This is a genomic window from Microbacterium sp. GXF7504, from assembly GCF_054798235.1.
This window is the reverse complement of record NZ_JBSJZI010000002.1, coordinates 132,220-155,929: the sequence shown is the minus strand read 5'-3', so window position 1 is coordinate 155,929 and position 23,710 is coordinate 132,220. Positions and strand designations below refer to the sequence as shown.

The window sequence follows — 23,710 nt, the reverse complement described above, 5'->3', positions numbered from 1 at the left end:
ATCGCGCGCCGGGTGTCGACGACGCTCGAGGAGCGGTGCGCGGGGACAGGCACCGACTTGTTCGGACGCGCGCGACGTGGGGCGACGTGATCCGTCGTGTCCGTCGCCGTCACCCCGCTCCGCCCCGGTCCCCGCCGCGGTGCCGTCCGGCGTGACGGGACCGGCCCCGACCCGCGACCACATCGAAGGCCTCCATGCGCACACCGTCCGCGAAGCATCCCGCCCGCCGCTCCCTCCCCGTCCTCCTCCTCGGTGCGGTGACGGCGCTGGCGCTCACCGCCTGCGTGGGAGGCGTCCCGGCCGCGGCGCCCGGCAGCGCGTCGACGCCGGCGGCGTCCCCGAGCCCGACGTCGACCACCCGCCCCACCGCGACGCCGACGCCGACGCCCGCCGCGACCGCGGATGCGGCTCCCGACGCCGACGGCGGGGAGGCGGGCGGCACGACGCCGTCGAACCCGCGACCGAAGCCGAACCCGGCGCCGACGCCGACTCCCACCCCCGCGCCGAACCCGCCCGCACCGAACCCGACGCCGACGCCGAGCCCGACGCCGGTGCGATGCATCACGTCGCCGACCGACCCCGGCATCGCGGCCGCGGCGTTCGGGTCGATCGCGGAGTACTCCAAGATCGCGCGGCCGCAGGGCGAGGACTGCACCGGGTTCCGCGCCTATCTGTCCACCGGCCTGCCGCAGTACGACTCGCAGTCGTTCGAGTTCTTCGGGCACCTCGTCGACACGGCGGGCAACGTCAACTCGCTCGCCCTCATGTCGCAGGGCAACACGATCGTCTGGGGCGGCCAGACCTGGCAGCCGACCGAGGAGACGGGCGCCCTCATCTTCAACCGGCTCGACCAGAAGGACGGCCCGAACCTGGGCGCCATCGTGGGCGTCGCCGAGCTCACCGTGCCGGTGTCGATCGCGTACGAACCGTGGCGCATCCAGGTCGGCCCGCAGGAGGCGAACGGGGTGTCGCAGACGATCGACATGCGCGTCGTCTCCGGCGTGATCGGCGAGCCGGGGGCGGTGTACCGATTGGACACCACCATGGACACGTGGTTGCCGGACGGCACGAAGGCCGCGGTCACCCTGTCGGTGACCGCCGAGGACACCACCGGCGTCATCCAGTGGGGCTACGGCCCGAACGGCTTCTTCCCGCTGTGGATGTTCGACGGGCGCACGCTCGACACGAAGAAGAACGGCTGCCCCACCGCGACGAGCGCCGGCTGCATCCCGACCCAGGACCAGCGCAGCGTCATCATGGACGACTTCGGCGGCGACATCGGCGCCTACCTCGCCGCGACCGACACGCCGATGACCGGGCAGGGCTCGCAGTACTACACGATGCCGCTCCTCGAGGTGTCGTCGTGGCAGGTCGACCTCGGCGGCGTGTACGTCGCCGGCGGCACCGAGGGCCGGCTCATCCTCGACAACCTCACGCAGACGTACGACGAGGCGGCGGAGTACATCGTGAAGAACGGGTACGAGTGGACCGAGTTCACCACGCAGCTCCCGGAGACCGGCCAGGGGCTGCTCGTCGCGAAGACGTCGCAGCCCGACGTGGGCGACCTGTATTACGCGATGCTCGGCGGCACCGGCTCGGCGGTGTCGGCGAACGGCACCCTGCAGCCCACGGCGAACTGGCCGCAGGGCGCGATCAGCGTGACCGAGATCCCGGACAGCCGGTGGGTCTCGCCCACGAGCTGCTACGTGTACCACCTCGGGTACCACGTGCAGCTCGCCGGGTCCGCGACGCGTCCGTCCGCCGACCTCGTCTACCACGCGACGGTGAAGGAGCAGGAGGCCACCGGCGGTGGGCGTTCGGCCTACGAAGGCCTGTTCAGCTACACCGGCACGCTCGACGGCAAGGCCGTGAGCGGGTACGCGTGGGGCGAGATCCAGGGCGTGCCGCCCGCCGACGGGGTCACGCCGCCGGGGTGCTGAGACCGTGCGGTCGACGGCGGCGTGTGTGTGTCGGGGCGACAGGATTTGAACCTGCGGCCTCCCGCTCCCAAAGCGGGCGCTCTACCAAGCTGAGCTACGCCCCGGGCGGGCAGCGCGAGCGCTGAAAGCCCAGGGAAGTCTAGCCGACCGGCCCCCGCCGCCGGGAAACCCGCTTCCCCGGCGCCGAGACCACATGAAACGCGCGAGACCACATCCAACTGGATGTGGTCTCGCGCGCAAGATGTGGTCTCGCGGTCGGAGGGTGGGCGCCGCGTCCGATAGACTCTCGGATGCAGCGACCCCGGTCGCCGCGGGGATGTAGCTCAATGGTAGAGCCTCAGTCTTCCAAACTGATGGTGCGGGTTCGATTCCCGTCATCCCCTCCACACGCACGAGGCCCGGTCATACCGGGCCTTCGTCGTATCCGGGCACGATCACCGTGACCCTCTCCGACCCGTCCTCGATCGGCGAGACTGCATCGGGCCGCCGAGACAGCGGGGTCACCCCGCAGTCTCGGCGCGCAGATGCAGTCTCGCGGTCCGCAGAGGCGAACGGCCGCGGCGGGTCAGGCAGGCGCGGCGGCGGCGTGGGTGTCGATGTGGGCGAGGTAGGCGGCGGCGTTGCGGATGAGGCCGGCCCGCTCCTCCTCCGTGAGCTCGCGGCGCACCTTGGCGGGCACGCCCGCGACGAGCGAGCCGTCCGGGATCTCGGCGCCCTCGAGCACGACGGCACCCCCGGCGATGAGGCAGGCGGAGCCGATCCGGGCGCCGTTCAGCACGACCGCGCCCATGCCGATGAGCGAACCGTCGCCGATCGTGCAGCCGTGGACGACGGCGTTGTGCCCGACCGACACGTCCTCGCCGATGACGACGGGCGAGCCACGGTCGACGTGCACCGACACGCTGTCCTGCAGGTTGCTGCGGGCACCGATCGTGATGGTGTCGCCGTCTGCGCGCAGGACGGCGTTGTACCAGACGCTCGCGCGCGGGCCGAGGTGCACGTCACCGATGATGCGGGCACCGGCCGCGACGAACGCGGTCTCGTCGATCCGGGGCACGGCGTCCCCGATGGACAGGATGGAGGCGTCGGCTGCGACGGTCATGCCACCGAGGTTACCGGCGTGCGAGCGCCTCCCCGATCGCTGCCTCGTATTGCGGACGCAGGGTGTCGACGAAGGTCACCGTCAGGTGGTCCTGGTCGCGGTAGAGGTTCGCACCCCCCACGACCGGGAAGCAGGTGTCGTCGTCGCAGAACACGTCGGTGAAATCAAGCAGTGTGACGCCCGCCATGCCGGTCGCAGCCTCGCGGAGCGGGTCGTCGGCGACGAGCACGTCGGCGCGGGCCCCGGTGCAGTCGGCCATGTCGCGCGTGCGCAGGCACTTGTTCGGGTCGGTCTCCCACACGGGGTTGTCGACGACCGTGATCACCGGCACGCCGATCGAGGTCATCGCGCTCCAGGCGTCGCGGTAGCCGGCGACGGCGGCGTCATACGAGGAGTCGTACCCGGCCGAGGCGTACGGCGTCGTCGCGATGGCGGCGGTGAACACGGCGTCCGGCGGAGTCTCGTCGAGGGCCGCGATGACGCCCTCGCGCCAGTCGGCGCACGCGGCGCCGAACGCCCCGCCGGTCGACAGCGGCGTCGTGTTCCAGGGGCAGGCGCCCTTGAAGTAGGTGACGAGCCGCCAGCCGTTGTCCTGCGCCATCCGCTCGAACGTCGACAGCAGTTGGAAGGCGTGGCTGTCGCCGACGAGCGCGACGACGGGCGCGTCGGGGTCGTCGGATCCGAACTCGCACGAGACAGGCGTGCTGTTGTTGAGCTGCACGAAGCAGCGCTCGTCCTCGGGACGGTCGGCGCCCGCGAATCCCGGCGAGGGCAGGATCGTGTCGCCGAAGTCGGTGCCGGCGCAGGCCTCCTCGAGCACGGATGCGGCACCGAAGCACGCCGGCGGGTCCTCGCGCAGTTCCGCGATCTTCGCCACCCCCTCGCGGTAGGCGGGGGCGTTCAGCGCCCAGCCGGCGCCGGCGACGAGCGCCACGGCGACCATGGCGGCGAGGGCCGACCACAGCGTCACCCGCGGGCGGCGGCCGGTCAGGCCCTTCCAGCGGCGCATCGGGTCCTCCACCCAGCGCTTGGTGAGCCAGGCCAGCACGAAGCAGATCGCGAGCAGGGCGACGCGGTGGTAGATCGTGAGACCCCAGAACGGCACGGAGGGGGCGATGACGATGAGCGGCCAGTGCCACAGGTACAGCGAGTACGAGATGTCGCCCACGAACCGGGCGGGCCGGACGGCGAGCACTCGCGTGGGCTGCCACCAGCGCCCGGAGTCGGATGCGGCGATGATCGCGGCCGCGCCGAGCGCCGGGAGGAGCGCGGTGTAGCCGGGGAAGGGCGTGTTCTGGTCGAACCGGAACGCCGTGTACACGAGCGCCAGCACGCCCGCCCAGCCCAGCACGAAGCTCAGCCACGGGTTCGTGACGCGCAGTGTCGGCACGAGCGCGATCATGGCGCCGAGCCCGAACTCCCACATCCGTCCGAACGTGACGAAGTACGCGGGGGCAGGCTGCAGCAGGGTGAAGACGATGCAGAAGACGAGCGAGGCGACGCTGACGACGCCGAGCGTGACGAGGATCGCCGTCCGACTGCGTCCGCGGAGCAGCTTCACGCCGATCCATGCCGCGAGCAGCATGAGCAGCGGCCACATGACGTAGAACTGCTCCTCGAGCGACAGCGACCAGTAGTGCTGCACCGTCGTGGGGTCGCCGCCGTGGTTCAGGTAGTCGGCGGACGAGAACGCGAGGTACCAGTTCTCCACGTAGAACGTCGAGGCGAAGATCTCGCTGATCTCGCGCTGCAGCCCCGACACCGGGAAGAGGTAGGGCGTCGAGACGGCCAGTGCGCAGAACAGGAGCACGAGCAGGGATGCGGGCAGCAGCCGTCGTGCGCGGCGGGCCCAGAACTGGCCGAGGCGGACGGTGCCGGTCGCGGTGAGCTCCCGCATGAGGTGCCCGGTGATGAGGAACCCGGAGATGACGAAGAAGACGTCGACGCCCACGTAGCCGCCGGGGAGACGGCCGGGCCAGAAGTGGTAGAGCACCACCAGGAGGACGGCGATGGCGCGCAGGCCCTGCACGTGCGGCAGGAAGTGCGACGGCTCCGCATGCTCGGGCGAACGGCGCTCGGGTTCGCGGCGCACCGTCCGGGCAGGGGTGTCGAGGTCCTGCGGGGTCCGGGGTTCTGGCGCGGTCACCCCACGACGCTAGTACGTCCGCATCCGCTCCCCCGCCCACGACGCGCGCGCGGCCCGCGGCGGCCCGACCGCACCCGTGGAAACGCCTGATTAGCACAGCCTCAACTTGCTTGCGGAATGCGTGGGGGTGGCTAGCGTTGACTCCATCAGGCAGAGGATTCTGCACGAGACGGAGGCACGAAGATGACGAACACCCACACGATCCCCGCCAGCGCGGCCGACCCGACCGTCGCCGCCGCGGCCGCCCAGTTCCTCACCCCGGTCACGATCGGCCTGCAGGCGCTCGAGGTCAACGGCAAGCAGGCGCACTGGAACGTGCGCGGCGCCAACTTCATCGCCATCCACGAACTGCTCGACACGGTCGTGGAGCACGCCCGTGACTGGGCCGACTCGACCGCCGAGCGCATCGTCGCCCTGGGGCTGCCGATCGACGCCCGCCTGTCGACCGTCGCCTCGAAGGCCAAGCCGTCGCAGGTGCCCGCCGGGTTCACCCAGTGGGAGGACATGATCCGCGCGATCGTCGCCGACATCGACGCCGTGCTCGTCGACGTGCAGGCCGCCATCGACGGCCTGGACGAGGTCGACCTCACCAGCCAGGACGTCGTCATCGGCATCCGCGAGGGCCTGGAGAAGGACCGCTGGTTCCTCTCGGCCCACCTCGCCGAGTAATCCCCCGCTTCCGCGAAGAGGCCTCCGCTCCGGCGGGGGCCTCTTCGCGTTCGGGATGCTGCGTGCTCCCGCGCCGCCCGCACGTTCACGTGGCGGTTGCCGCTGCATCCCGGGCGCTGAGACCGCAGGAACCGCCACCCGAGCGCTGAGTGCCCGCGCCGCGTCCGCGTTCAGGTGGCGGGTGCCGCGGCATCCGCCTCACTGAAACCGCACGAACTGCCACGTGAGCGCTGTGTGCAGCGCGCCGCGCGCGTGTTCGGCGCATCGGGGCTCAGGCGAGGTGCAGGATGCGGCCGCCACGCAGCGTGGCGCGCACCGCCATGCCGCGAAGGCCCGCCTCGTCCACCGCGAACGGGTCGGCCGCGCACAGGACGAGGTCGGCCGGCTCCCCCACGGCGACCGTCGCGGGCCGCTGCGAGCCGCCCGCGGTGGAGGCGGCCAGCGCGACCTCGAGCGGCAGCGCCTCGTCGGCCTGCCACGGCTCGCGGCCGTCCCGGGTGCGGAACACCGCACCTGCCATCGCCGCCCACGGGTCCAGGCGCGACACCGGGGCGTCGGAGCCGAACCGCAGGGAGGCGCCGGCGGCGTGAAGCGAACGCAGCGGGTAGGGCATGGCCGTCTGCCCGGCCCACACGGTGTCGGTGAGGTCGCGGTCGTCGAGCGCGTGCTCCGGCTGCACGCTCGCCGCCACGTCCAGCCGCGCGAACCGCGGCAGGTCGGCGTGCGCGACGAGTTGCGCGTGCTCGATCGTGCCCCAGGCGCCGGTGGCGGCGAACGTGTCGAGCGCCTGCGTGTTGGCGACGTCGCCGATCGCGTGGATCGCGCTCGCGATGCCCGCGCCGGTCGCGCGCGTCATGAGGTCGAGGAGTTCCTCGGCCCCGACCGTCAGGAGCCCCCGATCGTCGTGCGTCCCCGGGTACGGGTGACTGCAGGCGGCGGTCCTGGTGCCGAGGGATCCGTCCGTGATGACCTTCAGCGCCCCGACCCGCACGAGGTCGTCGGGTGCGCCGCCGAGGGCGTCACCGGTGCGCAGACCCGCGGCGATCGCGCGGTCGAGGTGCTGCGGGTAGATGCCGTACCGCACGGCGAGCAGGTCGAAGCCGGCGGCGACCCGGCGCTGCCAGGCGTCCTCGTTCCAGGTCATGTCGAGGTCGACGATCCCGACGACGCCGCGCGCGGCGGCCCGCTCCGCCATCCGCTGCACGAGCGGGTCGACGAGCGTCGGGTCGAGCGCGTTCAGCCGTCGGGAGACCTCGAACGCGGGCTCCTCCCGCAGCATCCCGTCGGCGCCTGCTGTGAAGCCCTCGCGGCGCAGTGCCGCCGAGTTCAGCCACACGCTGTGCACGTCGGCGTTCACGAGGTACGTCGGCACCTCGCCGGTCGCGGCGTCCAGGAGCTCAAGGCTCGGGGCGTCCGGCCAGAACGCGTCGCGGAACCCGGTGCCGACGCGGCGACCGTCGGTGAGGACCGGCGCGGTGGACATGACGGATGCGGCCTCGGCGGCCGACGCGACGTCGCCGACCGGTACGCGCTCGCTCGCGAGGGCCCACGGGGTGACGTGCACGTGGTGGTCCCAGAGCCCGGGCAGCAGCCACGCCCCGTCGCCGGTGAGCACCGGGCCGAGAGGGCGGAGCGCACCGGCCGGTGCGATGTCGGCGATCCGCCCGTCGCGGACGAAGACGTCGAAGGGACCGTCGCCGGGCAGGAGCTCCGCGCCCGGCCCGACGATCCGCACGCCGGTGACGGTCTGCGCCGTCTCGCCGCGGGCGATCACGGACGAACCCGGGCGTCGAGTGCGCGGCGCATCTCGGCGGCGAGGGCGGGGTTGGCGTCGCGGCCGGACGCCTCGAGCCGTTCGATGATGTGCTCGACGGTCTCGGCCGGGCGGTTCTGGCTGAGCTTGCGCTTGGCGACCACCCTGGTCGGGGTCAGGCGGAAGCCGACCGTGCCCCGCTCGAGCCGCTCCACGAAGGCAGCGTCGTTCGGGGCGCGCCACAGCATCCGCGGGTCGTCGCGCCCCTCCTCGAACCGGGCGACGAGCCGGTCGAGCACCTGGAGGTTCTCCTCCGCGCTCAGCAGCTCCGGGACGCCGGTGAGGTGGGCGGACACGAAGTTCCAGGTGGGCACGGCGGGGCCGTCGCCGTACCAGCCCGGGGAGATGTACCCGTGCGGGCCCTGCACGACGACGAGGAGCTCGCGCTCGCCCAGCCCGTGGATGAGGTCGTCGGGCTTGCCGACGTGCCCGACGATCGTGAGGTCGTCGCGGTCCGCATCAAGCAGCACGGCGTAGTGCGAGGCGACGAGGCCGTCCGGGGTGCTGCTGACGAGTGTGGCCCACGGGTTGCGTTCGACGAGGCGGCGGAGTTCCGCCACGTCGGTGAGCGCGAAGCTCGGGTTCTGTCGCATGCGCCCAGCCTAGGACGGGGCGCGGCCGCTCATGCCTGGCAGCGCGGGCACCAGTAGAGCTTGCGGGCGCCCATCTCCTCGAGCACGATGTGCGTGCCGCACACCCGGCACGGCTCTCCCGCGCGGTGGTAGACCCAGTGCCGGTCGTCACGGCTGGCCATCGCGGCGCGCCACTGCTCCGGGGTGAGGTCGTCCATCGTCATCATCTGGCCGGTCTCGACGCCGATCTTCAGCAGCCGCACCCAGTCGCGCCACAGTTCGCGGGCGACGTCCTCCGGCACCTGTTTCCCGGGCGTGTGCGGGTTCAGCCGGGCGCGGAACAGCATCTCGGCGCGGTAGACGTTGCCGATGCCGCTCACCACGTTCTGGTCCATGAGGAGCAGCCCGATGGGCGTGCCCTTCTTGCGGACCGCCGTGACGAACCGCTCCTCCCCCTCTGCGGGGTCGCCAACGAGCGGGTCGGGCCCCAGCTTCGCGATCGTCGCGAGCATCTCGTCGGGGGTCTGCAGCACGCACGCGGTCGGGCCGCGGAGGTCCGCGCAGGTCGCGTCGGTGAGCAGCCGGAGCCGGACCTGCCCGATGACGGGCGGAGGCCAGTCGATCGCGCCGTCGTCGCCCGGCAGCCCGGTCGTCTGCTCTGACATCCGCACGTGCACCCGCGTCTTCCGGGGTGCACCGATGGACGTGAGGGAGTTCTCCCCCGCGTCGTCGAGAATCACCTCGTCGGGGAGCACGGTGCCGCGCTGGTTGGTCTGGCCCATCCGGCCATTGGCCGAGGCGATCGTGGGATCGGCCTGGATCTCGCCCGCGAAGTCCCACGCGCCGTAGAGTCCGAGGTGCACGCGCAGCCAGAGGTCGCCCTCGAACCCGAGGAACATCTGCTTGCCGACCGCGCGCGCCTCGAGCGCCTCGCGGCCGCTGAGGAGCGCCGCGCCCTCGGCGAACCGGCCCTGCGGGCTGGATGCGGTGACCGCACGCCCGACGAAGTTCCGCTGGAACTGCCGGGCGATGCGGTGGACGGAGTGCCCTTCGGGCATCAGCCCGCTTCCGGGTCGAAGTCGCTGTCGTCGGCGGCGAGGACGTCCACGCCCGCACGCGGGTCGGGCAGCAGCGAGCCGTCGCGCTCGTAGTCGGCGATCTGCCCGATGCGACGGACGTGCCGCTCCTCGTTCGAGAACGGGGTCTCGATGAAGCGGTCGATGAAGCTCGCCGCCTCCTCGAAGGTGTGCTGGCGGGCGCCGATCGCGATCACGTTCGCGTCGTTGTGCTCGCGGGCGAGCTCGGCGGTCGCGAGATTCCACACCAGCGCGGCACGGATGCCCGCCACCTTGTTCGCGGCGATCTGCTCGCCATTGCCGGAGCCGCCGAACACCACGCCGAGCGCCCCGACGCCGGCCTGCTGGTCGCGGACGACGGCCTGGGCGGCGCGGATGCAGAACGCCGGGTAGTCGTCGAGCGCGTCGTACTCGAGCGGACCGTGGTCGACGACCTCGTGTCCGGCAGCCGCGAGGTGGTGCTGCAGGCGGGTGGAGAACTCGAGTCCGGCGTGGTCGGTGGCGATGTGGATGCGCATGGATCCATCATCCCATTCCGGCGTCGCCGGCGAGCGCGGTCAGGGGGCGATGCCGGCGGCCGCGGGCTTGAAGCCGGCGCGCACGTTCTCGCAGCACGCCGGACGGCACACGTCGAACCACGGCCCGAGCGAGGTCTCGTGCGGACGGGCCGATGCCGGCGTGCCCTGCAGGCGCTCCTCGACGAGGTCGACGAGACCGGCCACGTACGCCGGGTCGACGCCGGGGGTCGGGGTGCGGACGGCCTTCAGCCCGGCCTCCTCGGCGGCCTCGAGCGCCTCGGTGTCGAGGTCCCAGAGCACCTCCATGTGATCGCTCACGAACCCGAGCGGCACGATCGCGACGGCCTCGACCCCCCGGCCGGGGAGCTCGGCGATGACGTCGCAGACGTCCGGCTCGAGCCACGGCTGCGACGCGGGGCCGGAGCGGGACTGGTACACGAGCTCCCAGCCCACCTCGGCGGCCGCCGGGATCTCCTCGGCGACGCCGACCATGACGACCGCGCCGACGGCCTCGTGCTGCGCCGCGTACGCGCCGCCCGGTCCGAAGTCCACGTCGCGGGGGCCCGAGCGCAGGGCGTCGGCGGTGGGGATGCTGTGGGTGGAGAAGAGCACCCGGATGCGGCCGGGGGCGACGCCCGCGTCGAGGAAGCCGCGGACCGCGTCGCGGACGCCGTCGCGGAAGACCGAGACGAACCCGGGGTGGTCGAAGAACTGCCGCACCTTGTCGATCGTCACGGTCTCGCCCAGGCCGGTCTCGGTGAGCACACGGGCGAAGTCCTCGCGGTACTGGCGGCAGCTCGAGAAGGAGCTGTAGGCGCTGGTGGCGATGGCGAGCAGGCGCGTGTCGCCGGCGGACGCCGCATCCTGCACCGCCTCCTCCAGGTAGGGCGCCCAGTTCCGGTTGCCCCAGTACACGGGAAGGTCGATGCCGCGTCGGGCGAGCTCGGTCTCGAGCGCCGCCTTGAGCGCACGGTTCTGCGCGTTGATGGGGCTGACGCCGCCGAAGTGCCGGTAGTGGTGGGCCACCTCCTCGAGTCGCTCGTCCGGGATGCCGCGACCGCGGGTCACGTTCCGCAGGAACGGGATGACGTCGTCCTGACCCTCGGGGCCGCCGAACCCGGCGAGCAGGATGCCGTCGTACGCGACCGGTTCCTCCACGTGGGGGGCGCCGGATGCCGCGGCGGGTGAGGCGAACGGGACGGGGGCGCCGGCGTCGGGGGCCGCGGGCGTGGTTTCAGCGGAGCTCACCCGTCCATCCTCGCACCGGAACGCCGGCGCCGGCGCTCTGGGAATCCCCCGCCCGCGGGCGGCGGCGGCATAGGCTGGTCCTCACGCCGTCGAGCCCTGTGCCCCGGCGCAGCACATCCCCGATCACCCCTTGGGAGCGAAGCAGTGCCTGGAGAGAACCTCACCCGCCTGGAAGCGCAGGAACGCCGTGCCGTCGTCGACACGCAGTCCTACGACGTCGTCCTCGACCTCACCCGCGGTGCGGAGGTGTTCGGCTCGACGACGACCGTGCGCTTCACCGCGACCGAGGGCGCCTCGACGTTCATCGACCTCATCGCCCGCGAGGTGCGCTCGATCCGCCTGAACGGGCGGGAGATCGACCCGGCGACCGCGTTCGCCGAGTCCCGCATCGCGCTGGACGGCCTCGCCGCCGAGAACGAGCTCGTCGTCGACGCCGACTGCCTGTACACGAACACCGGCGAGGGCCTGCACCGCTTCGTCGACCCGGTCGACGGCGAGGTCTACCTGTACTCGCAGTTCGAGGTGCCCGACTCCCGCCGCATGTTCACGGTGTTCGAGCAGCCCGACCTGAAGGCCGAGTTCCGCTTCACCGTCACCGCACCCGAGGCGTGGCGGGTCGTGTCGAACTCCCCCACCCCCGAGCCCGAGCGCCACGGCGACGGCACCGCGACGTGGGCGTTCGAGCCGACCCCACGCATCTCCTCGTACATCACCGCCCTCGTCGCGGGCCCGTACGAGGCGACCTACTCCGAGCTGACCAGCGCCTCCGGCCGGGTCATCCCGCTCGGCGTCTTCGGCCGCAAGAGCCTCTGGCAGTACCTCGACGCCGACTACATCTTCGAGAAGACCCGCCAGGGCTTCGCGTACTTCGAGGAGAAGTTCGGCGTCCCCTACCCGTTCGCGAAGTACGACCAGCTCTTCGTGCCGGAGTTCAACGCGGGCGCCATGGAGAACGCGGGCGCGGTCACCTTCACGGAGTCCTACGTCTTCCGCAGCAAGGTGACGGATGCGGTCAAGGAGCGCCGCGTCGTCACGATCCTGCACGAGCTCGCCCACATGTGGTTCGGCGACCTGGTGACCATGAAGTGGTGGAACGACCTGTGGCTGAACGAGTCGTTCGCCGAGTGGGCCTCGACCATCGCCACCGCCGAGGCCACCGAGTGGACCGAGGCGTGGACGACCTTCAACGCCATGGAGAAGACCTGGGCGTACCGCCAGGACCAGCTCCCGTCCACGCACCCCGTCGTCGCCGAGATCAACGACCTCGAGGACGTCCAGGTGAACTTCGACGGCATCACCTACGCCAAGGGCGGTTCGGTGCTGAAGCAGCTCGCCGCGTGGGTCGGGATCGACGCGTTCTTCGCCGGCGTGGGCCGGTACTTCCGCAAGCACCAGTGGGGCAACACCGAGCTGCGCGATCTGCTCGTCGAGCTCGAGGCGACCAGCGGCCGCGACCTGGGCGCCTGGGCGAGGAAGTGGCTCGAGACGGCCGGCGTGAACACGCTGACCCCGTCGATCGACACCGCCGCGGACGGCACGATCACGAAGTTCTCCATCATCCAGACGGCACCGGCGGACTACCCGACCATCCGCCCGCACCGCCTGGGCGTCGGCTTCTACGACCTCCAGGGCGACGCGCTCGTGCGCACGCACCACCTGGAGCTCGACGTCGACGGCGACCGCACCGACGTCGCCGAGCTCGTCGGCCGGAGGCAGCCCGACCTCGTGCTGCTGAACGACGACGACCTCGCCTACACGAAGATCCGCCTCGACGACCGGTCGCTCGCGACGGCGGGCGCGCACCTGTCGAAGATCAGCGACCCCCTCGCCCGCTCGCTCGTGTGGGGCGCGGCGTGGGACCAGACCCGGGATGCGGAGGCGTCGCCGTCCGCGTACATCGACCTGGTGCTCGGCAACATCGGCGCCGAGACCGAGTCGACGACCGTGCGCACCACGCTCGGCCAGCTGCAGCTCACGGCGAACGCCTACGTCACGCCCGAGCGTCGTGACGAGGCACGGCGGAAGGTCGCCGACGGCCTGTGGGCACTCGCCCAGGGGGCGGAGGCCGGCAGCGACAGCCAGCTGCAGTTCGTCACCGCCTTCGCGTCCGCCGCGACCACCCCGGCCCACTGGGAGACCGTCCGGGCGCTCCGCGACGGCGACACGGTGCTCTCGGGTCTCGAGATCGACGCCGACCTGTCGTGGGCGCTGCTCGTGTCGCTCGCCGCCGGCGGCGCGGTGACCGCGGCCGACATCGACGCGGCGCTGGCCGCCGACAACACCGCGAAGGGCGGCGAGTTCGCCGCACAGGCCAAGGCCGCCCTCCCGACCGTCGAGGCCAAGCGCGAAGCGTGGGCGAGCCTCGTCGAGCGCGACGACCTCCCCAACACGGTGCTCCGCTCGGCGGCCGCCGGGTTCGTGCACCCGGCGGGTCGCGACCTCCTGGAGGAGTTCGTGCCGCGGTACTTCGACATGCTGCTGCCGGTCTGGGAGGGGCGCACCTACCAGATCGCCAGCTACCTCATCGTGGGGCTCTTCCCGGCACCGCTCGCGAGCGTCGCCCTCCGCGACGCCACGCGCGGGTGGCTCGCCGCCAACTTCAACGCACCGCCGGCCCTGCGCCGCCTCGTCGCCGAGAACCTCGCCGGTGTCGAGCGGGCGCTGGACGCGCAGTCGCGCGACGCGGAGTAGCCCCGCCGCACCGCCACGGATGCCTCGGACTCAGCAGGGTCCGAGGCATCCGTCGTTAGGCTGAGGCGATGAACGTCCTCGCCCGCGCCCTGGAGGTCACCGATCCCGCGGAACCGCCGGCCATCGTGAACCCGGACTGGTGGGCCGAGGTCGGGCAGTTCTTCCTCCGGTTCGGCGGGAAGGCGCTGGGCGTCGTCGCGATCATCGTGGGCGCGTTCCTCGCCGTCTGGGTGCTGCGCCGCGTCATCGACCGCGTCGTCGAACGCATCGTGAACGGCGCGAAGAGCAAGGCGCGCGTCGACGACACGCAGGCGCTGGACCGCTCCCCGCTCGCCGGCGTCCGGCTCGTGCAGCGCACCCGCACCCTCGGGTCGATCCTGCGCAACATCATGAACGTCACGATCGTGATCATCGCGATCATCCTCATCGTGAACGTCATCGACTCCAGCATCCTCGGGTCGTTCGCGCTGCTCACCGCGGCGATCGGCGCCGGCCTCGGCTTCGGCGCCCAGAACATCGTCAAGGACGTCCTCAACGGCATCTTCATCGTCGCCGAGGACCAGATCGGCATCGGCGACGTCGTGGACCTCGGGCTCGCGACCGGCGTCGTCGAATACGTGAGCGTGCGCGTCACGCACGTGCGCGACGTGAACGGCACCCTCTGGTACGTGCGCAACGGCGAGATCACCCGCATCGGCAACATGTCGCAGGGGTGGTCGCGCGTGATCATCGACCTCGCGGTGCCGGTCGACGCCTCGATCGACGACGTCGAGAAGGCCATGCTCGGTGCGGCGAAGTCGCTCGCGAAGGACCCGAAGTGGCGCACGCGGGTGCTGGAGCAGCCGGAGATCTGGGGGCTCGAGTCGATCTCCGGCGACGCCCTCGTCATCCGGCTCGTGATGAAGACCCGCGCCAACGCCAAGGACGACGTGGCGCGCGAACTGCGGATGCGGCTCAAGCGCGCCATCGACGACCTCGGCGTCAACCTGCCCCAGCTGAACTCCATCATCCTCAGCGGCTACGAAGGCGCCCAGAGCGTCCGCGGCGCCAACCCGCCCCGGACGCGCCCGACCCCGGTCGCGGTGCCGGAGAAGCCGGTGTGGAAGCCGAAGCGCTCCGGCAAGTCGAAGACGAAGTCGCCGAAGCCGGCCGAGACACCGAAGCCGGCTGACGGCGACGGCGCAGCCGGGAACACCGAAGGGACCGAGGGATGAGCGACGAGCGCCCGATCAGCTTCTACGAGGAGGTCGGCGGCCGCCCCGTCTTCGAGCGACTCGTCGAGGTGTTCTACGACGGGGTCGCCACCGATCCGGTACTGCAGCCGATGTACCCGGAGGCGGACCTCGGCCCGGCGAAGGAGCGGCTGCTGCTCTTCCTGGAGCAGTACTGGGGCGGCCCGGGCACGTACAGCGAGCGGCGCGGGCACCCCCGGTTGCGGATGCGGCACGCGCCCTTCCACATCGACCCCGACGCACGCGACCGGTGGTTGCGTCACATGCGGACCGCCGTGGACGCGCTGTCGTTGTCGCCCATGCACGAAGCCACCCTCTGGGACTACCTGCAGCGGGCGGCCTATGCCATGGTGAACACGTTCGAACCCGCCGGCATCGGCCCCGCGGCGACGGGCCGCGACACCGGCACACTGCCGCTGCGGGCCGCGGACCGGCCGGACTGAGCCCCGACGCGGGCCCCCGACGACGAAGGAGTCGCCCATGACCGATGCCCACCACGCCGCCGACGTCCTCGTGATCGGCTGGGGCCTGGCCGGCCTCGTCGCAGCGACCGAGGCGGCCGCGCACGGCAAGCGGGTGGTCGTCGTCGACCAGGAGCCGCGCACGAACCTCGGCGGGCAGGCATGGTGGTCGTTCGGCGGCCTGTTCCTCGTCGACTCCCCCGAGCAGCGTCGCATGGGCATCCGCGACAGCGCGGACCTCGCCCGGCAGGACTGGTTCGCGACCGCCGGGTTCGACCGCGCCGAGGACGCCTGGCCGAGACGCTGGGCCGAGGCGTACCTCGATTTCGCACACCACGAGAAGCGCAGCTGGCTGTGGCAGAAGGGTGTGCGGTTCTTCCCCGTCGTCGGCTGGGCGGAGCGCGGCGGATACACCGCGCTCGGCCCCGGCAACTCGGTCCCGCGGTTCCACATCACTTGGGGCACCGGCCCCGGGGTGGTGGCGCCGTTCCAGGCGGCGCTGGAGGCCGCCGAGGCCGAGGGTACCCTGACGATCCTGCCGCGACACCGCGTGAGGGAGCTCACGACCGCCGACGGCACCGTCACCGGCGCCGTCGGCGACGTGCTCGCGCCATCCGGCGCGGTCCGCGGCGCCCCGTCGTCGCGGGAGGTGGTCGGCTCGTTCACGGTGCGCGCGGGCGCGACGGTCGTGACCTCGGGCGGCATCGGCGGCAATCACGACCTGGTCCGGCGCAACTGGCCGGAGCGCCTCGGGACACCGCCGCGGACGATGGTGACGGGCGTCCCGGCCTACGTCGACGGCGCGATGCTCGCGACGGCCGCCACCGCGGGCGCCCGCATCGTGAACGCCGACCGCATGTGGCACTACGTCGAGGGCATCCGCAACTGGAACCCGGTGTGGCCCGGGCACGGCATCCGCATCCTGCCCGGCCCCTCCTCGGTGTGGCTGGACGCGACCGGCGCGCGGCTCCCGGTGCCGCTGTTCCCCGGCTTCGACACGCTCGGCACGCTCGCCCACCTGCGCCGGACCGGCCACGACCACTCCTGGTTCGTGCTCTCCCAGAAGATCGTGGAGAAGGAGTTCACCCTCTCCGGCAGCGAGCAGAACCCCGACCTCACCGGCAAGGACGTGCCGCTGCTGGTGAAGTCGCGGCTGGGCAAGGGGGCCGCGGGCCCCGTCCAGGCGTTCCTGGACCACGGCGAGGACTTCGTCGTCCGCGACGACCTCGACGCACTCATCGCCGGGATGCGGGAGCTCCCGGGCGGCGACGCGCTGGATCCGGCCCGGGTGCGCGCCGAGGTCGAGGCGCGCGACCGGGAGGTGGACAACGAGTTCACCAAGGACGCCCAGATCGCGATGCTGCGATCCGCGCGGGCGTACCGCGGTGACCGGCTCGTGCGCACCGCCGTGCCGCACCGCATCCTCGATCCCTCGTCCGGTCCGCTCATCGCGGTGAAGCTGCACGTGCTGACGCGCAAGACCCTCGGCGGCATCGAGACGGACCTCGACGGCCGCGCACTCGGCGCCGACGGCTCCCCCGTACCCGGCCTCTACGCGGCCGGGGAGGCGAGCGGCTTCGGCGGCGGCGGCGTGCACGGGTACCGGGCGCTGGAGGGCACGTTCCTCGGGGGGTGCCTGTTCTCGGGCCGGGCGGCGGGCCGGGCCGGGGGCCGCGACGCCTGAGGTCAGCCCGACGCGCCGGTGCGGCGCACCGGGGTGAGCCCGGCGCGCACCGCCCGGCGGACGAGCACGTGCCCGCGCCGCATCGTGAGGCGGGTCCAGCCGGGGGCCGTGCGCACCGTCGCGGTCTCCTCGCCGTGGACGAACCCGAGCGCAGTGCCGGCGAACGCCACACCGCGGGGCAGACCGAGCAGGTCCGGATCGGCCTCGCCCCACACCTGCGCGCGGACGGCGCGGACGATGTCCTCGCCCGGATCGGCGGGCAGGTCGTGCGCGACGGCGGCCATGCCCCACTGCGAGCGGGCGGCGAGCACGGATGCGGCGACCTCGCCCGCCGGTTCCCAGCCGCCGCGCGGCGGCGAGATGCCCGCCCACGGTGCGGTGACCGCGGTCTCCGGCAGGGCGAGCGCGCGAGGGTCCTCCGTGCCGACGAGCCCGGGCGCGGCGACCACGAGGTCGCACTCCAGCTCCGGGTCGACCGGGAGGGCCCGCATCGCGAGGACCGTCGGCGTCTCCTCGGTGAGGGTCCGGGGCCACAGCACCGCGGTCGTCATGACCAGTGTGCCGCCCTGCGCGCGCAGACGGACGGCGGTCTCGCCCCCGATCGTGCCGGCGCGGCCGCAGAAGGTGAGGGCGTCGGCTGCCGCCTCGGGGTCGGGGAACAGGAGGCGGCTGGGCATCGAACTAAACTACCAAGCGCACCCGACCGTACGGAGGAGACAGCGTGGAAGCACCAGGAGCCGCGTCCGAGACCCGCGGTGCGGCCGATCCGGTCTCCATCCTCCTCGAGGTGCTGACGCTGACCAGCTCGGGCGCCCGGACCACCGAGGACATCTTCACCGGCATCTCCCACCCCATGCCGCGCGGCCGGGTGTACGGCGGTCAGGTGCTGGCGCAGGCGGTCGTCGCCGCATCCCGCACGGTGCCGGAGGACCGTCCGATCCACTCGATGCACGGCTACTTCCTGCGGCCCGGCGACGCGTCGGCGGGCATCACGTTCTCCGTCGACCGGCTCCGCGACGGCCGCTCGTTCACGGCCCGCCGCACGCAGGCGTACCAGGAGGGCGTGCCGATCTTCTCCATGATCGCCTCGTTCCAGGCGGCCGACGACGGTCTCGAGCACCAGGAGCCGATGCCCGCGGTCCCCGGCCCCGACGAGCTCCCGGCCTTCGGCGCCGACGCCGAGCGCAACCCGATGTCGGGTCGGAGCTTCGACCAGATGCCGATGGAGGTGCGGCACGTGGAGGGGTCGCTGTACGCGGACTTCCACGGCGAGCCGCAGCACCGGCAGCACGTCTGGATGCGCACCCGCCGCGCGCTGCCGGACGATCCGCTCGTGCATCGGGCAGCGCTCGCCTACCTGTCGGACATGACGATCCAGGAGCCGATCCTGCGCGCGCACGGGATGACGTGGCGCACCCCCGGGCTCAACGTCGCGAGCCTCGACCACGCGATGTGGTGGCACCGCCCGGCCCGGGTCGACGAGTGGCTGCTGTACGTGCAGGAGGCGGACAACGCCCGGGGCGGCCGCGGCCTGTCGACCGGCCGGATCTACGCGCAGGACGGCACGCTCGTGGCCTCCACCGCGCAGGAGGTCATGGTGCGGATCCCGATGCCGGATCAGCGCCGGGTGTAACGGATGGGCTCGCCCCGGTAGGGCTCCCACGCCTCCCGCATCCGCTCGGTGAGCCGGACGGGTCGCATCGTCTCGGCCGACACGTACACGATCGTCGCCGAGGAACGCGCGTAGTGCACCTGCTCCCCCGCGCCCCGAGGGCTGCACACGTCGTAGCAGACCTCGATGCTCGAGCCGCCGATGCGGCCGAACCACAGCTGCACGTCGAGCGGCTCCCGCCCGTACGGCACCGGCAGGAGGTATTCGATCTCCTGCCGTGCCACGAGCGTGAGGGTGCCGCCGTCCCGTGGGACGACCGCGGTGGGCAACCCCTCCTCGCCGCCCTCCGGCTCCCAGAAGGCGCGCACGCGCGCCTCCTCCAGGAGCTTCAACATCGAGGTGTTGTTGACGTGGTTGAACGCGTCGAGGTCGCCCCACCGCAGGTGGACGGGGACGTGCAGCCGGCGGGCCGGCGAGGAGGGCGTGCCCGCCTCGTCAGTCACGCGTGAGCTTCCGGTGGGTCGAGCGGTGCGGCTTCGCTGCGTCGGGGCCGAGCCGCTGGACCTTGTTCTCCTCGTAGGCCTCGAAGTTGCCCTCGAACCAGTACCACTGGTCGGGCTTCTCGTCGGTGCCCTCGTAGGCGAGGATGTGCGTCGCGATGCGGTCGAGGAACCACCGGTCGTGGGTGATGACCACGGCGCAGCCGGGGAACTCCAGCAGCGCGTTCTCGAGGCTCGACAGGGTCTCGACGTCGAGGTCGTTCGTCGGCTCGTCGAGGAGCAGCAGGTTGCCGCCCTCCTTGAGCGTCAGCGCGAGGTTCAGCCGGTTGCGCTCACCGCCGGAGAGCACGCCGGCCTTCTTCTGCTGGTCCGGGCCCTTGAACCCGAACTTCGACACGTAGGCGCGCGAGGGGATCTCGGTCTTGCCGACGGTGATGATGTCGAGCCCGTCGGAGACAACCTCCCAGAGGCTCTTCTCCGGGTCGATGTTCGAGCGGTTCTGGTCGACGTAGCTGATCTTGACCGTCTCGCCGACCTTCAGGTCGCCGCCGTCGAGCGGCTCGAGGCCGACGATGGTCTTGAACAGCGTGGTCTTGCCGACGCCGTTGGGGCCGATGACGCCCACGATGCCGTTCGGCGGCAGGCTGAAGCTGAGCCCGTCGATGAGGGAACGGTCGCCGAAGCCCTTCTTGAGGTTCTTCGCCTCGATGACGACGTTGCCCAGGCGCGGCCCCGGCGGGATCTGGATCTCCTCGAAGTCGAGCTTCCGCGTCCGCTCCGCCTCGGCGGCCATCTCCTCGTAGCGGGCCAGACGCGCCTTCGACTTCGTCTGCCGCCCCTTGGCGCTGGAGCGGACCCACTCGAGTTCGTCCTTCAGGCGCTTGGCGAGCTTGGCGTCCTTCTTGCCCTGGATGTCGAGCCGCTCGGCCTTCTTCTCGAGGTAGGTCGAGTAGTTGCCCTCGTAGCCGATGAGGCGGCCGCGGTCGACCTCGGCGATCCACTCGGCCACGTGGTCGAGGAAGTACCGGTCGTGGGTGATCGCGATGACCGCGCCCTTGTAGGCCTGCAGGTGCTGCTCGAGCCAGAGCACGCTCTCGGCGTCGAGGTGGTTCGTGGGCTCGTCGAGGAGCAGGAGGTCGGGCTTCTGGAGCAGGAGCTTCGCCAGCGCGACGCGGCGGCGCTCACCACCCGAGAGCGGGCCGATCGCGGCGTCGCCGGGGGGCGTGCGCAGCGCGTCCATGGCCTGCTCGAGCTGCGAGTCGAGGTCCCAGCCGTCGGCGGCGTCGATCTCCTCCTGCAGCGTGCCCATCTCGGCCAGCAGCGCGTCGAAGTCGGCGTCCGGGTCGGCCATGAGGGCGGAGATCTCGTTGAAGCGGTCGAGCTTCGCCTTGATGGCGACGCCGGCCTGGATGTTCTCCAGCACGGTCTTCGACTCGTCGAGCTCCGGCTCCTGCATGAGGATGCCGACGGTGTAGCCCGGCGAGAGCTTGGCCTCCCCGTTGGAGGGCTGGTCGAGCCCCGCCATGATCTTGAGGATGGTCGACTTCCCCGCGCCGTTGGGACCGACCATGCCGATCTTCGCGCCGGGGAGGAACGCCATCGTGACGTCGTCGAGAATGAGCTTCTCGCCGACCGCCTTGCGGGCACGGACCATCTGGTAGATGTACTCAGCCATATCCGCTCCAGTCTAGACGTGCGGTGCCCGTGCGCCGCCTCCGCTCACCAGTCGATCGGACGCGTGTTGCCGAACAGGCACGCCGTGCCGCCGAGCACCGGCTCCGCGACCGCGGTCACGACGCCGCCGGTGGCGGGGCCGAACTGTCCGAGCAGGCACTGTCCCGCCCACAGCACGGACACCTGGATCGTCTCGGCGGGGTTCCCCACGGTCGACTCGTCGTAGGTGACCTGCATCGCGGTCTTGTCGAAGCCGGCGGCGGCGAGCGCGTCGACGTAGGCGCGTCCGCTGACCTGGTCCGGCGAGTTCCACACCTGCTCCACCACCTGCCTGAAGAACGGCAGGTTGTCCTCGGCCGTGCCGCCTGGGACGAGCGCCGGACCGGTCGGTTCCGTCACCTCCGGCGTCGGTGTCGCGGTCACGGTCGCGGTGGGGGTCGGCGCCGCATCCGTCCCGCCGGAACAGGCGGTGAGACCGAAGGACAGGGCCACGGCGGCGGCGATGAGGGCCGGTCTGGTTCGCGAGGCTGGCACGGTCCGAGTGTACGTGTCACGCGTGTGCGCGCCGTGACGCGGGCACCCGGCCCGCACCGGTGCTCAGAACGGCGTCTCGGCGGGCTCCCTCGCCGCTGCGGACTGCTCGGTCGCGGCGGTCCCGTCCGGGATCGTCGCCGTCGCCCACGCGTCGGCGCCGGTCGTCGCGGGTGCGCCCCAGTCGCCGGCGGTCGCGGTGGCCGGCGCGGCCTCGGCCGGCGCCTCCGCCCGACCGCCACCGGACCGGTCCCGCGTGAACTCCGTGGTGCCCCACAGCAGGTCGTGCCCGAGCGCGGACGCGTCGATCTCCAGGGACACGCCGCGCTTCGCGTCGGTCTCCCACTCACGGGCGCGCAGGCGTCCGGTCACCAGCACCCGGTCGCCCTTCCGCAGCGACGCGAACGCATGCTGGCCGAGCGCCCGCCAGACGTTCACGCTGAACCAGTTCGTGTAGTCGTCGACCCACTCACCGCTCTGCCGGTCGAGCCTGCGGTGCGTGCTCCCCAGCCGGAACGAGGTGACCGGCCCCGCGGGGGTCTGCCGCCGCTCCGGCGTCCCTCCCACGTTGCCGACCACCGTCACGGTCTCGTGCTGCCCTGTGCTCATGTCGTGCTCCTCACTCGTGTCGGATGCCGCGGTGCCCGGGTGCCCGCCGGGCACCGCGGCCCGATCAGCATCCGTCCGACGGCATGGCCGGCGCGGAGGCGGGTGCGCCGCGGTGGACGGCGGGAGCGGCCGCCCGCCCTGGGGAGGAGAGGCCGGGTCAGACGACCGCGTCGAACCGGTCGAGGAGGGCGGGCGCCGCACTGGTCCGGACGGCCGGCCACACCCGGGCGAGCGCACCGATCGCGCGGCGCAGGTCGCCGGGCGTCGCGGTGAACGGGATGCGGAGGTTCCGCTCGAATCCGCCGTCCACCGAGAACCTGGGGCCGGCCGAGAGCAGCACCCCCTCGTCGCGGACGGCCATGACGAGCGATCCGGACAGCGGCGCGTCGAGCTCGACCCAGAGCGACACGCCGCCGTGCACGGTGGGCACCCGCCACTCCGGCAGGAGCCTCGCGAGCTCCGCCACCGCGGTGTCTCGGCCCTCCCGCAGGGCCTGGGCGCGCTGCGCGACGATCTCCGGCATCCGCGGCAGGAGTGCCGCGGCGACCGCCTGCTCCCATTCGGGTGTGCCCAGCTCGTGCGCGAAGCGGGCGGCGGTGAGCCGGCGCACGAGGTCGGCGCGGGCGCGGATCCAGCCGAGCCGCATGCCGCCCCACACCGTCTTCCCGAGCGACCCGATGCGCACGACGTCGCCGGCACCGACCCCGAACGGCCCCGGCGCGACCGGACGGTCGATGTCGAGGTCGGAGGTGGTGTCGTCGACGATCACGGTCGTGTGCGCCCGCATCGCGGCATCCGCGACGACCGATCGCTCGGTCGCGCTCATGGACCGCCCCGTGGGGTTCTGGAAGTCGGGCATGAGGTAGGCGACGGTGGGCAGCACCCGCGCGAAGGCCTGTTCGGCGCGGTCGAGGTCCCAGCCGTCGTCGGTCGTGACCGGCACGCCCACGAGCCGCGCGCCGGCGCGCCGGAACGCCTCGGCGGCGTGCGGGTACGTGGGCGATTCGATGAGGACGCGGTCGCCGCGGCGGACGAGGAGGCTCGCCAGGAGGTGGATGGCGCTCTGCGCGCCGTTGGTGACCATCACCTCGGCGGGGTCGGTGGGGACACCCGCGGCGGTGTAGCGGTCGGCGATCGCCGATCGCAGCCCGTGACCGCCCACCACGTCGTAGCCCGGCCGCGCGATGAGGGACGCGGCACCGGCGGCGACCTCCGCCATGACGCCCGCGAGCCCGGGCCACGCCGCGGGGCTCGCCTGCTGCAGGTCGATCGCACCGGGATCGCTCACGGTGGTCCGGGACGCGGCCCCGGCACCGAGCGGTCGCGTGACGCTGCCCGACCCGCGGAGGCTCTCGATGTGTCCGCTCTCGCGCAGGCTCCGGTACGACGCGCTGACCGTGGTGCGACTGAGGCCCAGCGCGTGGGCGAGTTCGCGCTCGGCCGGCAGCGCCGTGCCGGGGACGATGCGGTTGTCGAGCATGAGGAGGCGGACGGCGTCCGCGAGCGCCTCGTACGCGGGCTCGCTGGTGCGCCACCCGCCGAGGAGGGTGACCAGGGCGCGGGCCGAGAGCCGGGAGTCCATACGGCCACCCTAGGCGAATTGGCCTCTGGCGAGGAGGCCACTTCTGCGAT

General features: G+C 72.3%; 21 protein-coding genes and 2 tRNA genes. 8 read left to right on the top strand and 15 right to left on the bottom strand.

All coding sequences use genetic code 11. The features are described 5' to 3' along the window. Positions 1–109: 109 nt before the first annotated feature. Complete coding sequence (locus ACWAUO_RS04845; protein WP_460773540.1) at positions 110–562, bottom strand: hypothetical protein; 453 nt, start codon at positions 560–562, stop codon at positions 110–112. On the opposite strand from ACWAUO_RS04845, the gene ACWAUO_RS04840 reads away from it, so the two are divergent. Continuing rightward, positions 552–1,940: a hypothetical protein gene (locus ACWAUO_RS04840; protein WP_460773538.1), complete on the top strand. Its 1,389-nt coding sequence runs from the start codon at positions 552–554 to the stop codon at positions 1,938–1,940. The genes ACWAUO_RS04845 and ACWAUO_RS04840 overlap by 11 nt on opposite strands. Positions 1,941–1,970: 30 nt before the next feature. Here the strand turns inward: ACWAUO_RS04840 and ACWAUO_RS04835 are convergent. Next, positions 1,971–2,044, bottom strand: a tRNA-Pro gene (locus tag ACWAUO_RS04835). Between the two features lie 208 nt (positions 2,045–2,252). Here ACWAUO_RS04835 and ACWAUO_RS04830 point away from each other — a divergent pair. Then, positions 2,253–2,326: transfer RNA gene (locus tag ACWAUO_RS04830), tRNA-Gly, on the top strand. Positions 2,327–2,505: 179 nt separating this feature from the next. Here ACWAUO_RS04830 and ACWAUO_RS04825 read toward each other — a convergent pair. Together ACWAUO_RS04825 and ACWAUO_RS04820 are read right to left on the bottom strand one after the other, a co-directional pair. Further along, entirely contained in the window at positions 2,506–3,042 is a 537-nt protein-coding gene (locus tag ACWAUO_RS04825) for a gamma carbonic anhydrase family protein (RefSeq protein ID WP_460773537.1), read from the bottom strand. Positions 3,043–3,052: 10 nt separating this feature from the next. Next, positions 3,053–5,188: an acyltransferase family protein gene (locus tag ACWAUO_RS04820; RefSeq protein ID WP_460773535.1), complete on the bottom strand. Its 2,136-nt coding sequence runs from the start codon at positions 5,186–5,188 to the stop codon at positions 3,053–3,055. A 183-nt stretch (positions 5,189–5,371) separates the two neighbouring features. On the opposite strand from ACWAUO_RS04820, the gene ACWAUO_RS04815 reads away from it, so the two are divergent. Continuing rightward, entirely contained in the window at positions 5,372–5,857 is a 486-nt protein-coding gene (locus tag ACWAUO_RS04815; RefSeq protein WP_460773534.1) for a Dps family protein, read from the top strand. Between the two features lie 271 nt (positions 5,858–6,128). On the opposite strand, the gene ACWAUO_RS04810 is transcribed toward ACWAUO_RS04815, so the two are convergent. From ACWAUO_RS04810 to ACWAUO_RS04790, 5 genes are read right to left on the bottom strand one after another with little or no spacing between them, the layout of a single operon-like run. After that, positions 6,129–7,631, bottom strand: a complete 1,503-nt coding sequence (locus ACWAUO_RS04810) for an amidohydrolase (RefSeq protein WP_460773532.1) — start codon at positions 7,629–7,631, stop codon at positions 6,129–6,131. Then, on the bottom strand, positions 7,628–8,263 hold the full coding sequence (locus ACWAUO_RS04805) for an FMN-binding negative transcriptional regulator (RefSeq protein WP_460773531.1): 636 nt from the start codon (positions 8,261–8,263) through the stop codon (positions 7,628–7,630). Before ACWAUO_RS04805 ends, ACWAUO_RS04810 begins: the two co-directional genes overlap by 4 nt. 29 nt (positions 8,264–8,292) lie before the next feature. Then, positions 8,293–9,300, bottom strand: coding sequence for an Fpg/Nei family DNA glycosylase (locus tag ACWAUO_RS04800; RefSeq protein WP_460773530.1), 1,008 nt, complete (start codon positions 9,298–9,300; stop codon positions 8,293–8,295). Further along, positions 9,300–9,836: a ribose-5-phosphate isomerase gene (locus ACWAUO_RS04795; protein WP_460773528.1), complete on the bottom strand. Its 537-nt coding sequence runs from the start codon at positions 9,834–9,836 to the stop codon at positions 9,300–9,302. Before ACWAUO_RS04795 ends, ACWAUO_RS04800 begins: the two co-directional genes overlap by 1 nt. A 39-nt stretch (positions 9,837–9,875) precedes the next feature. After that, a complete protein-coding gene (locus ACWAUO_RS04790) occupies positions 9,876–11,084 on the bottom strand; it encodes a ferrochelatase (protein ID WP_460773527.1) in 1,209 nt (402 codons plus the stop codon). 144 nt (positions 11,085–11,228) lie between these two features. On the opposite strand from ACWAUO_RS04790, the gene pepN reads away from it, so the two are divergent. The 4 genes from pepN to ACWAUO_RS04770 all read left to right on the top strand — a co-directional run bounded on the left by pepN (position 11,229) and on the right by ACWAUO_RS04770 (position 17,152). After that, positions 11,229–13,775, top strand: coding sequence for an aminopeptidase N (gene pepN, locus ACWAUO_RS04785; protein ID WP_460773525.1), 2,547 nt, complete (start codon positions 11,229–11,231; stop codon positions 13,773–13,775). A gap of 68 nt (positions 13,776–13,843) precedes the next feature. After that, the gene (locus tag ACWAUO_RS04780; RefSeq protein ID WP_460773523.1) at positions 13,844–14,989 is read left to right on the top strand and encodes a mechanosensitive ion channel family protein; all 1,146 of its coding nucleotides are present in this window, start codon (positions 13,844–13,846) and stop codon (positions 14,987–14,989) included. Continuing rightward, a complete protein-coding gene (locus tag ACWAUO_RS04775) occupies positions 14,986–15,450 on the top strand; it encodes a globin (RefSeq protein WP_460773521.1) in 465 nt (154 codons plus the stop codon). Before ACWAUO_RS04780 ends, ACWAUO_RS04775 begins: the two co-directional genes overlap by 4 nt. Before the next feature lie 37 nt (positions 15,451–15,487). Beyond that, complete coding sequence (locus tag ACWAUO_RS04770; RefSeq protein ID WP_460773519.1) at positions 15,488–17,152, top strand: FAD-binding dehydrogenase; 1,665 nt, start codon at positions 15,488–15,490, stop codon at positions 17,150–17,152. 2 nt (positions 17,153–17,154) lie between these two features. Here ACWAUO_RS04770 and ACWAUO_RS04765 read toward each other — a convergent pair whose 3' ends face one another. Continuing rightward, positions 17,155–17,829 (bottom strand): hypothetical protein, encoded by a 675-nt coding sequence (locus tag ACWAUO_RS04765; RefSeq protein ID WP_460773517.1) that lies wholly within the window; start codon positions 17,827–17,829, stop codon positions 17,155–17,157. A gap of 44 nt (positions 17,830–17,873) precedes the next feature. On the opposite strand from ACWAUO_RS04765, the gene ACWAUO_RS04760 reads away from it, so the two are divergent. Next, positions 17,874–18,785, top strand: coding sequence for an acyl-CoA thioesterase (locus ACWAUO_RS04760; RefSeq protein ID WP_460773516.1), 912 nt, complete (start codon positions 17,874–17,876; stop codon positions 18,783–18,785). Here the strand turns inward: ACWAUO_RS04760 and ACWAUO_RS04755 are convergent. From ACWAUO_RS04755 to yczR, 5 genes are all read right to left on the bottom strand, one after another. Continuing rightward, positions 18,770–19,267 (bottom strand): acyl-CoA thioesterase, encoded by a 498-nt coding sequence (locus tag ACWAUO_RS04755; protein WP_460773513.1) that lies wholly within the window; start codon positions 19,265–19,267, stop codon positions 18,770–18,772. The genes ACWAUO_RS04760 and ACWAUO_RS04755 overlap by 16 nt on opposite strands. Further along, on the bottom strand, positions 19,260–20,939 hold the full coding sequence (gene ettA, locus ACWAUO_RS04750) for an energy-dependent translational throttle protein EttA (RefSeq protein ID WP_460773511.1): 1,680 nt from the start codon (positions 20,937–20,939) through the stop codon (positions 19,260–19,262). Before ettA ends, ACWAUO_RS04755 begins: the two co-directional genes overlap by 8 nt. A 44-nt stretch (positions 20,940–20,983) precedes the next feature. Beyond that, entirely contained in the window at positions 20,984–21,472 is a 489-nt protein-coding gene (locus tag ACWAUO_RS04745; protein WP_460773509.1) for a DUF6993 domain-containing protein, read from the bottom strand. A 63-nt stretch (positions 21,473–21,535) separates the two neighbouring features. Then, positions 21,536–22,078 carry a single-stranded DNA-binding protein gene (locus ACWAUO_RS04740; protein ID WP_460773508.1) on the bottom strand — a complete coding sequence of 181 codons (543 nt, stop codon included), beginning with the start codon at positions 22,076–22,078 and terminating at the stop codon, positions 21,536–21,538. A 157-nt stretch (positions 22,079–22,235) separates the two neighbouring features. Continuing rightward, positions 22,236–23,660 carry a MocR-like transcription factor YczR gene (gene yczR / locus ACWAUO_RS04735; protein ID WP_460773506.1) on the bottom strand — a complete coding sequence of 475 codons (1,425 nt, stop codon included), beginning with the start codon at positions 23,658–23,660 and terminating at the stop codon, positions 22,236–22,238. Positions 23,661–23,710 lie beyond the last annotated feature (50 nt).

Coding starts and splice junctions, on each gene's coding strand:
- ACWAUO_RS04815 (WP_460773534.1), top strand. CDS start 5,372: ATGACGAACACCCACACGATCCCCGCCAGCGCGGCCGACCCGACCGTC.
- yczR (WP_460773506.1), bottom strand. CDS start 23,660: ATGGACTCCCGGCTCTCGGCCCGCGCCCTGGTCACCCTCCTCGGCGGG.
- ACWAUO_RS04765 (WP_460773517.1), bottom strand. CDS start 17,829: ATGCCCAGCCGCCTCCTGTTCCCCGACCCCGAGGCGGCAGCCGACGCC.
- ACWAUO_RS04845 (WP_460773540.1), bottom strand. CDS start 562: ATGCATCGCACCGGCGTCGGGCTCGGCGTCGGCGTCGGGTTCGGTGCG.
- ACWAUO_RS04805 (WP_460773531.1), bottom strand. CDS start 8,263: ATGCGACAGAACCCGAGCTTCGCGCTCACCGACGTGGCGGAACTCCGC.
- ACWAUO_RS04775 (WP_460773521.1), top strand. CDS start 14,986: ATGAGCGACGAGCGCCCGATCAGCTTCTACGAGGAGGTCGGCGGCCGC.
- ACWAUO_RS04740 (WP_460773508.1), bottom strand. CDS start 22,078: ATGAGCACAGGGCAGCACGAGACCGTGACGGTGGTCGGCAACGTGGGA.
- ACWAUO_RS04795 (WP_460773528.1), bottom strand. CDS start 9,836: ATGCGCATCCACATCGCCACCGACCACGCCGGACTCGAGTTCTCCACC.
- ACWAUO_RS04825 (WP_460773537.1), bottom strand. CDS start 3,042: ATGACCGTCGCAGCCGACGCCTCCATCCTGTCCATCGGGGACGCCGTG.
- ACWAUO_RS04780 (WP_460773523.1), top strand. CDS start 13,844: ATGAACGTCCTCGCCCGCGCCCTGGAGGTCACCGATCCCGCGGAACCG.
- ACWAUO_RS04800 (WP_460773530.1), bottom strand. CDS start 9,300: ATGCCCGAAGGGCACTCCGTCCACCGCATCGCCCGGCAGTTCCAGCGG.
- ACWAUO_RS04770 (WP_460773519.1), top strand. CDS start 15,488: ATGACCGATGCCCACCACGCCGCCGACGTCCTCGTGATCGGCTGGGGC.
- ettA (WP_460773511.1), bottom strand. CDS start 20,939: ATGGCTGAGTACATCTACCAGATGGTCCGTGCCCGCAAGGCGGTCGGC.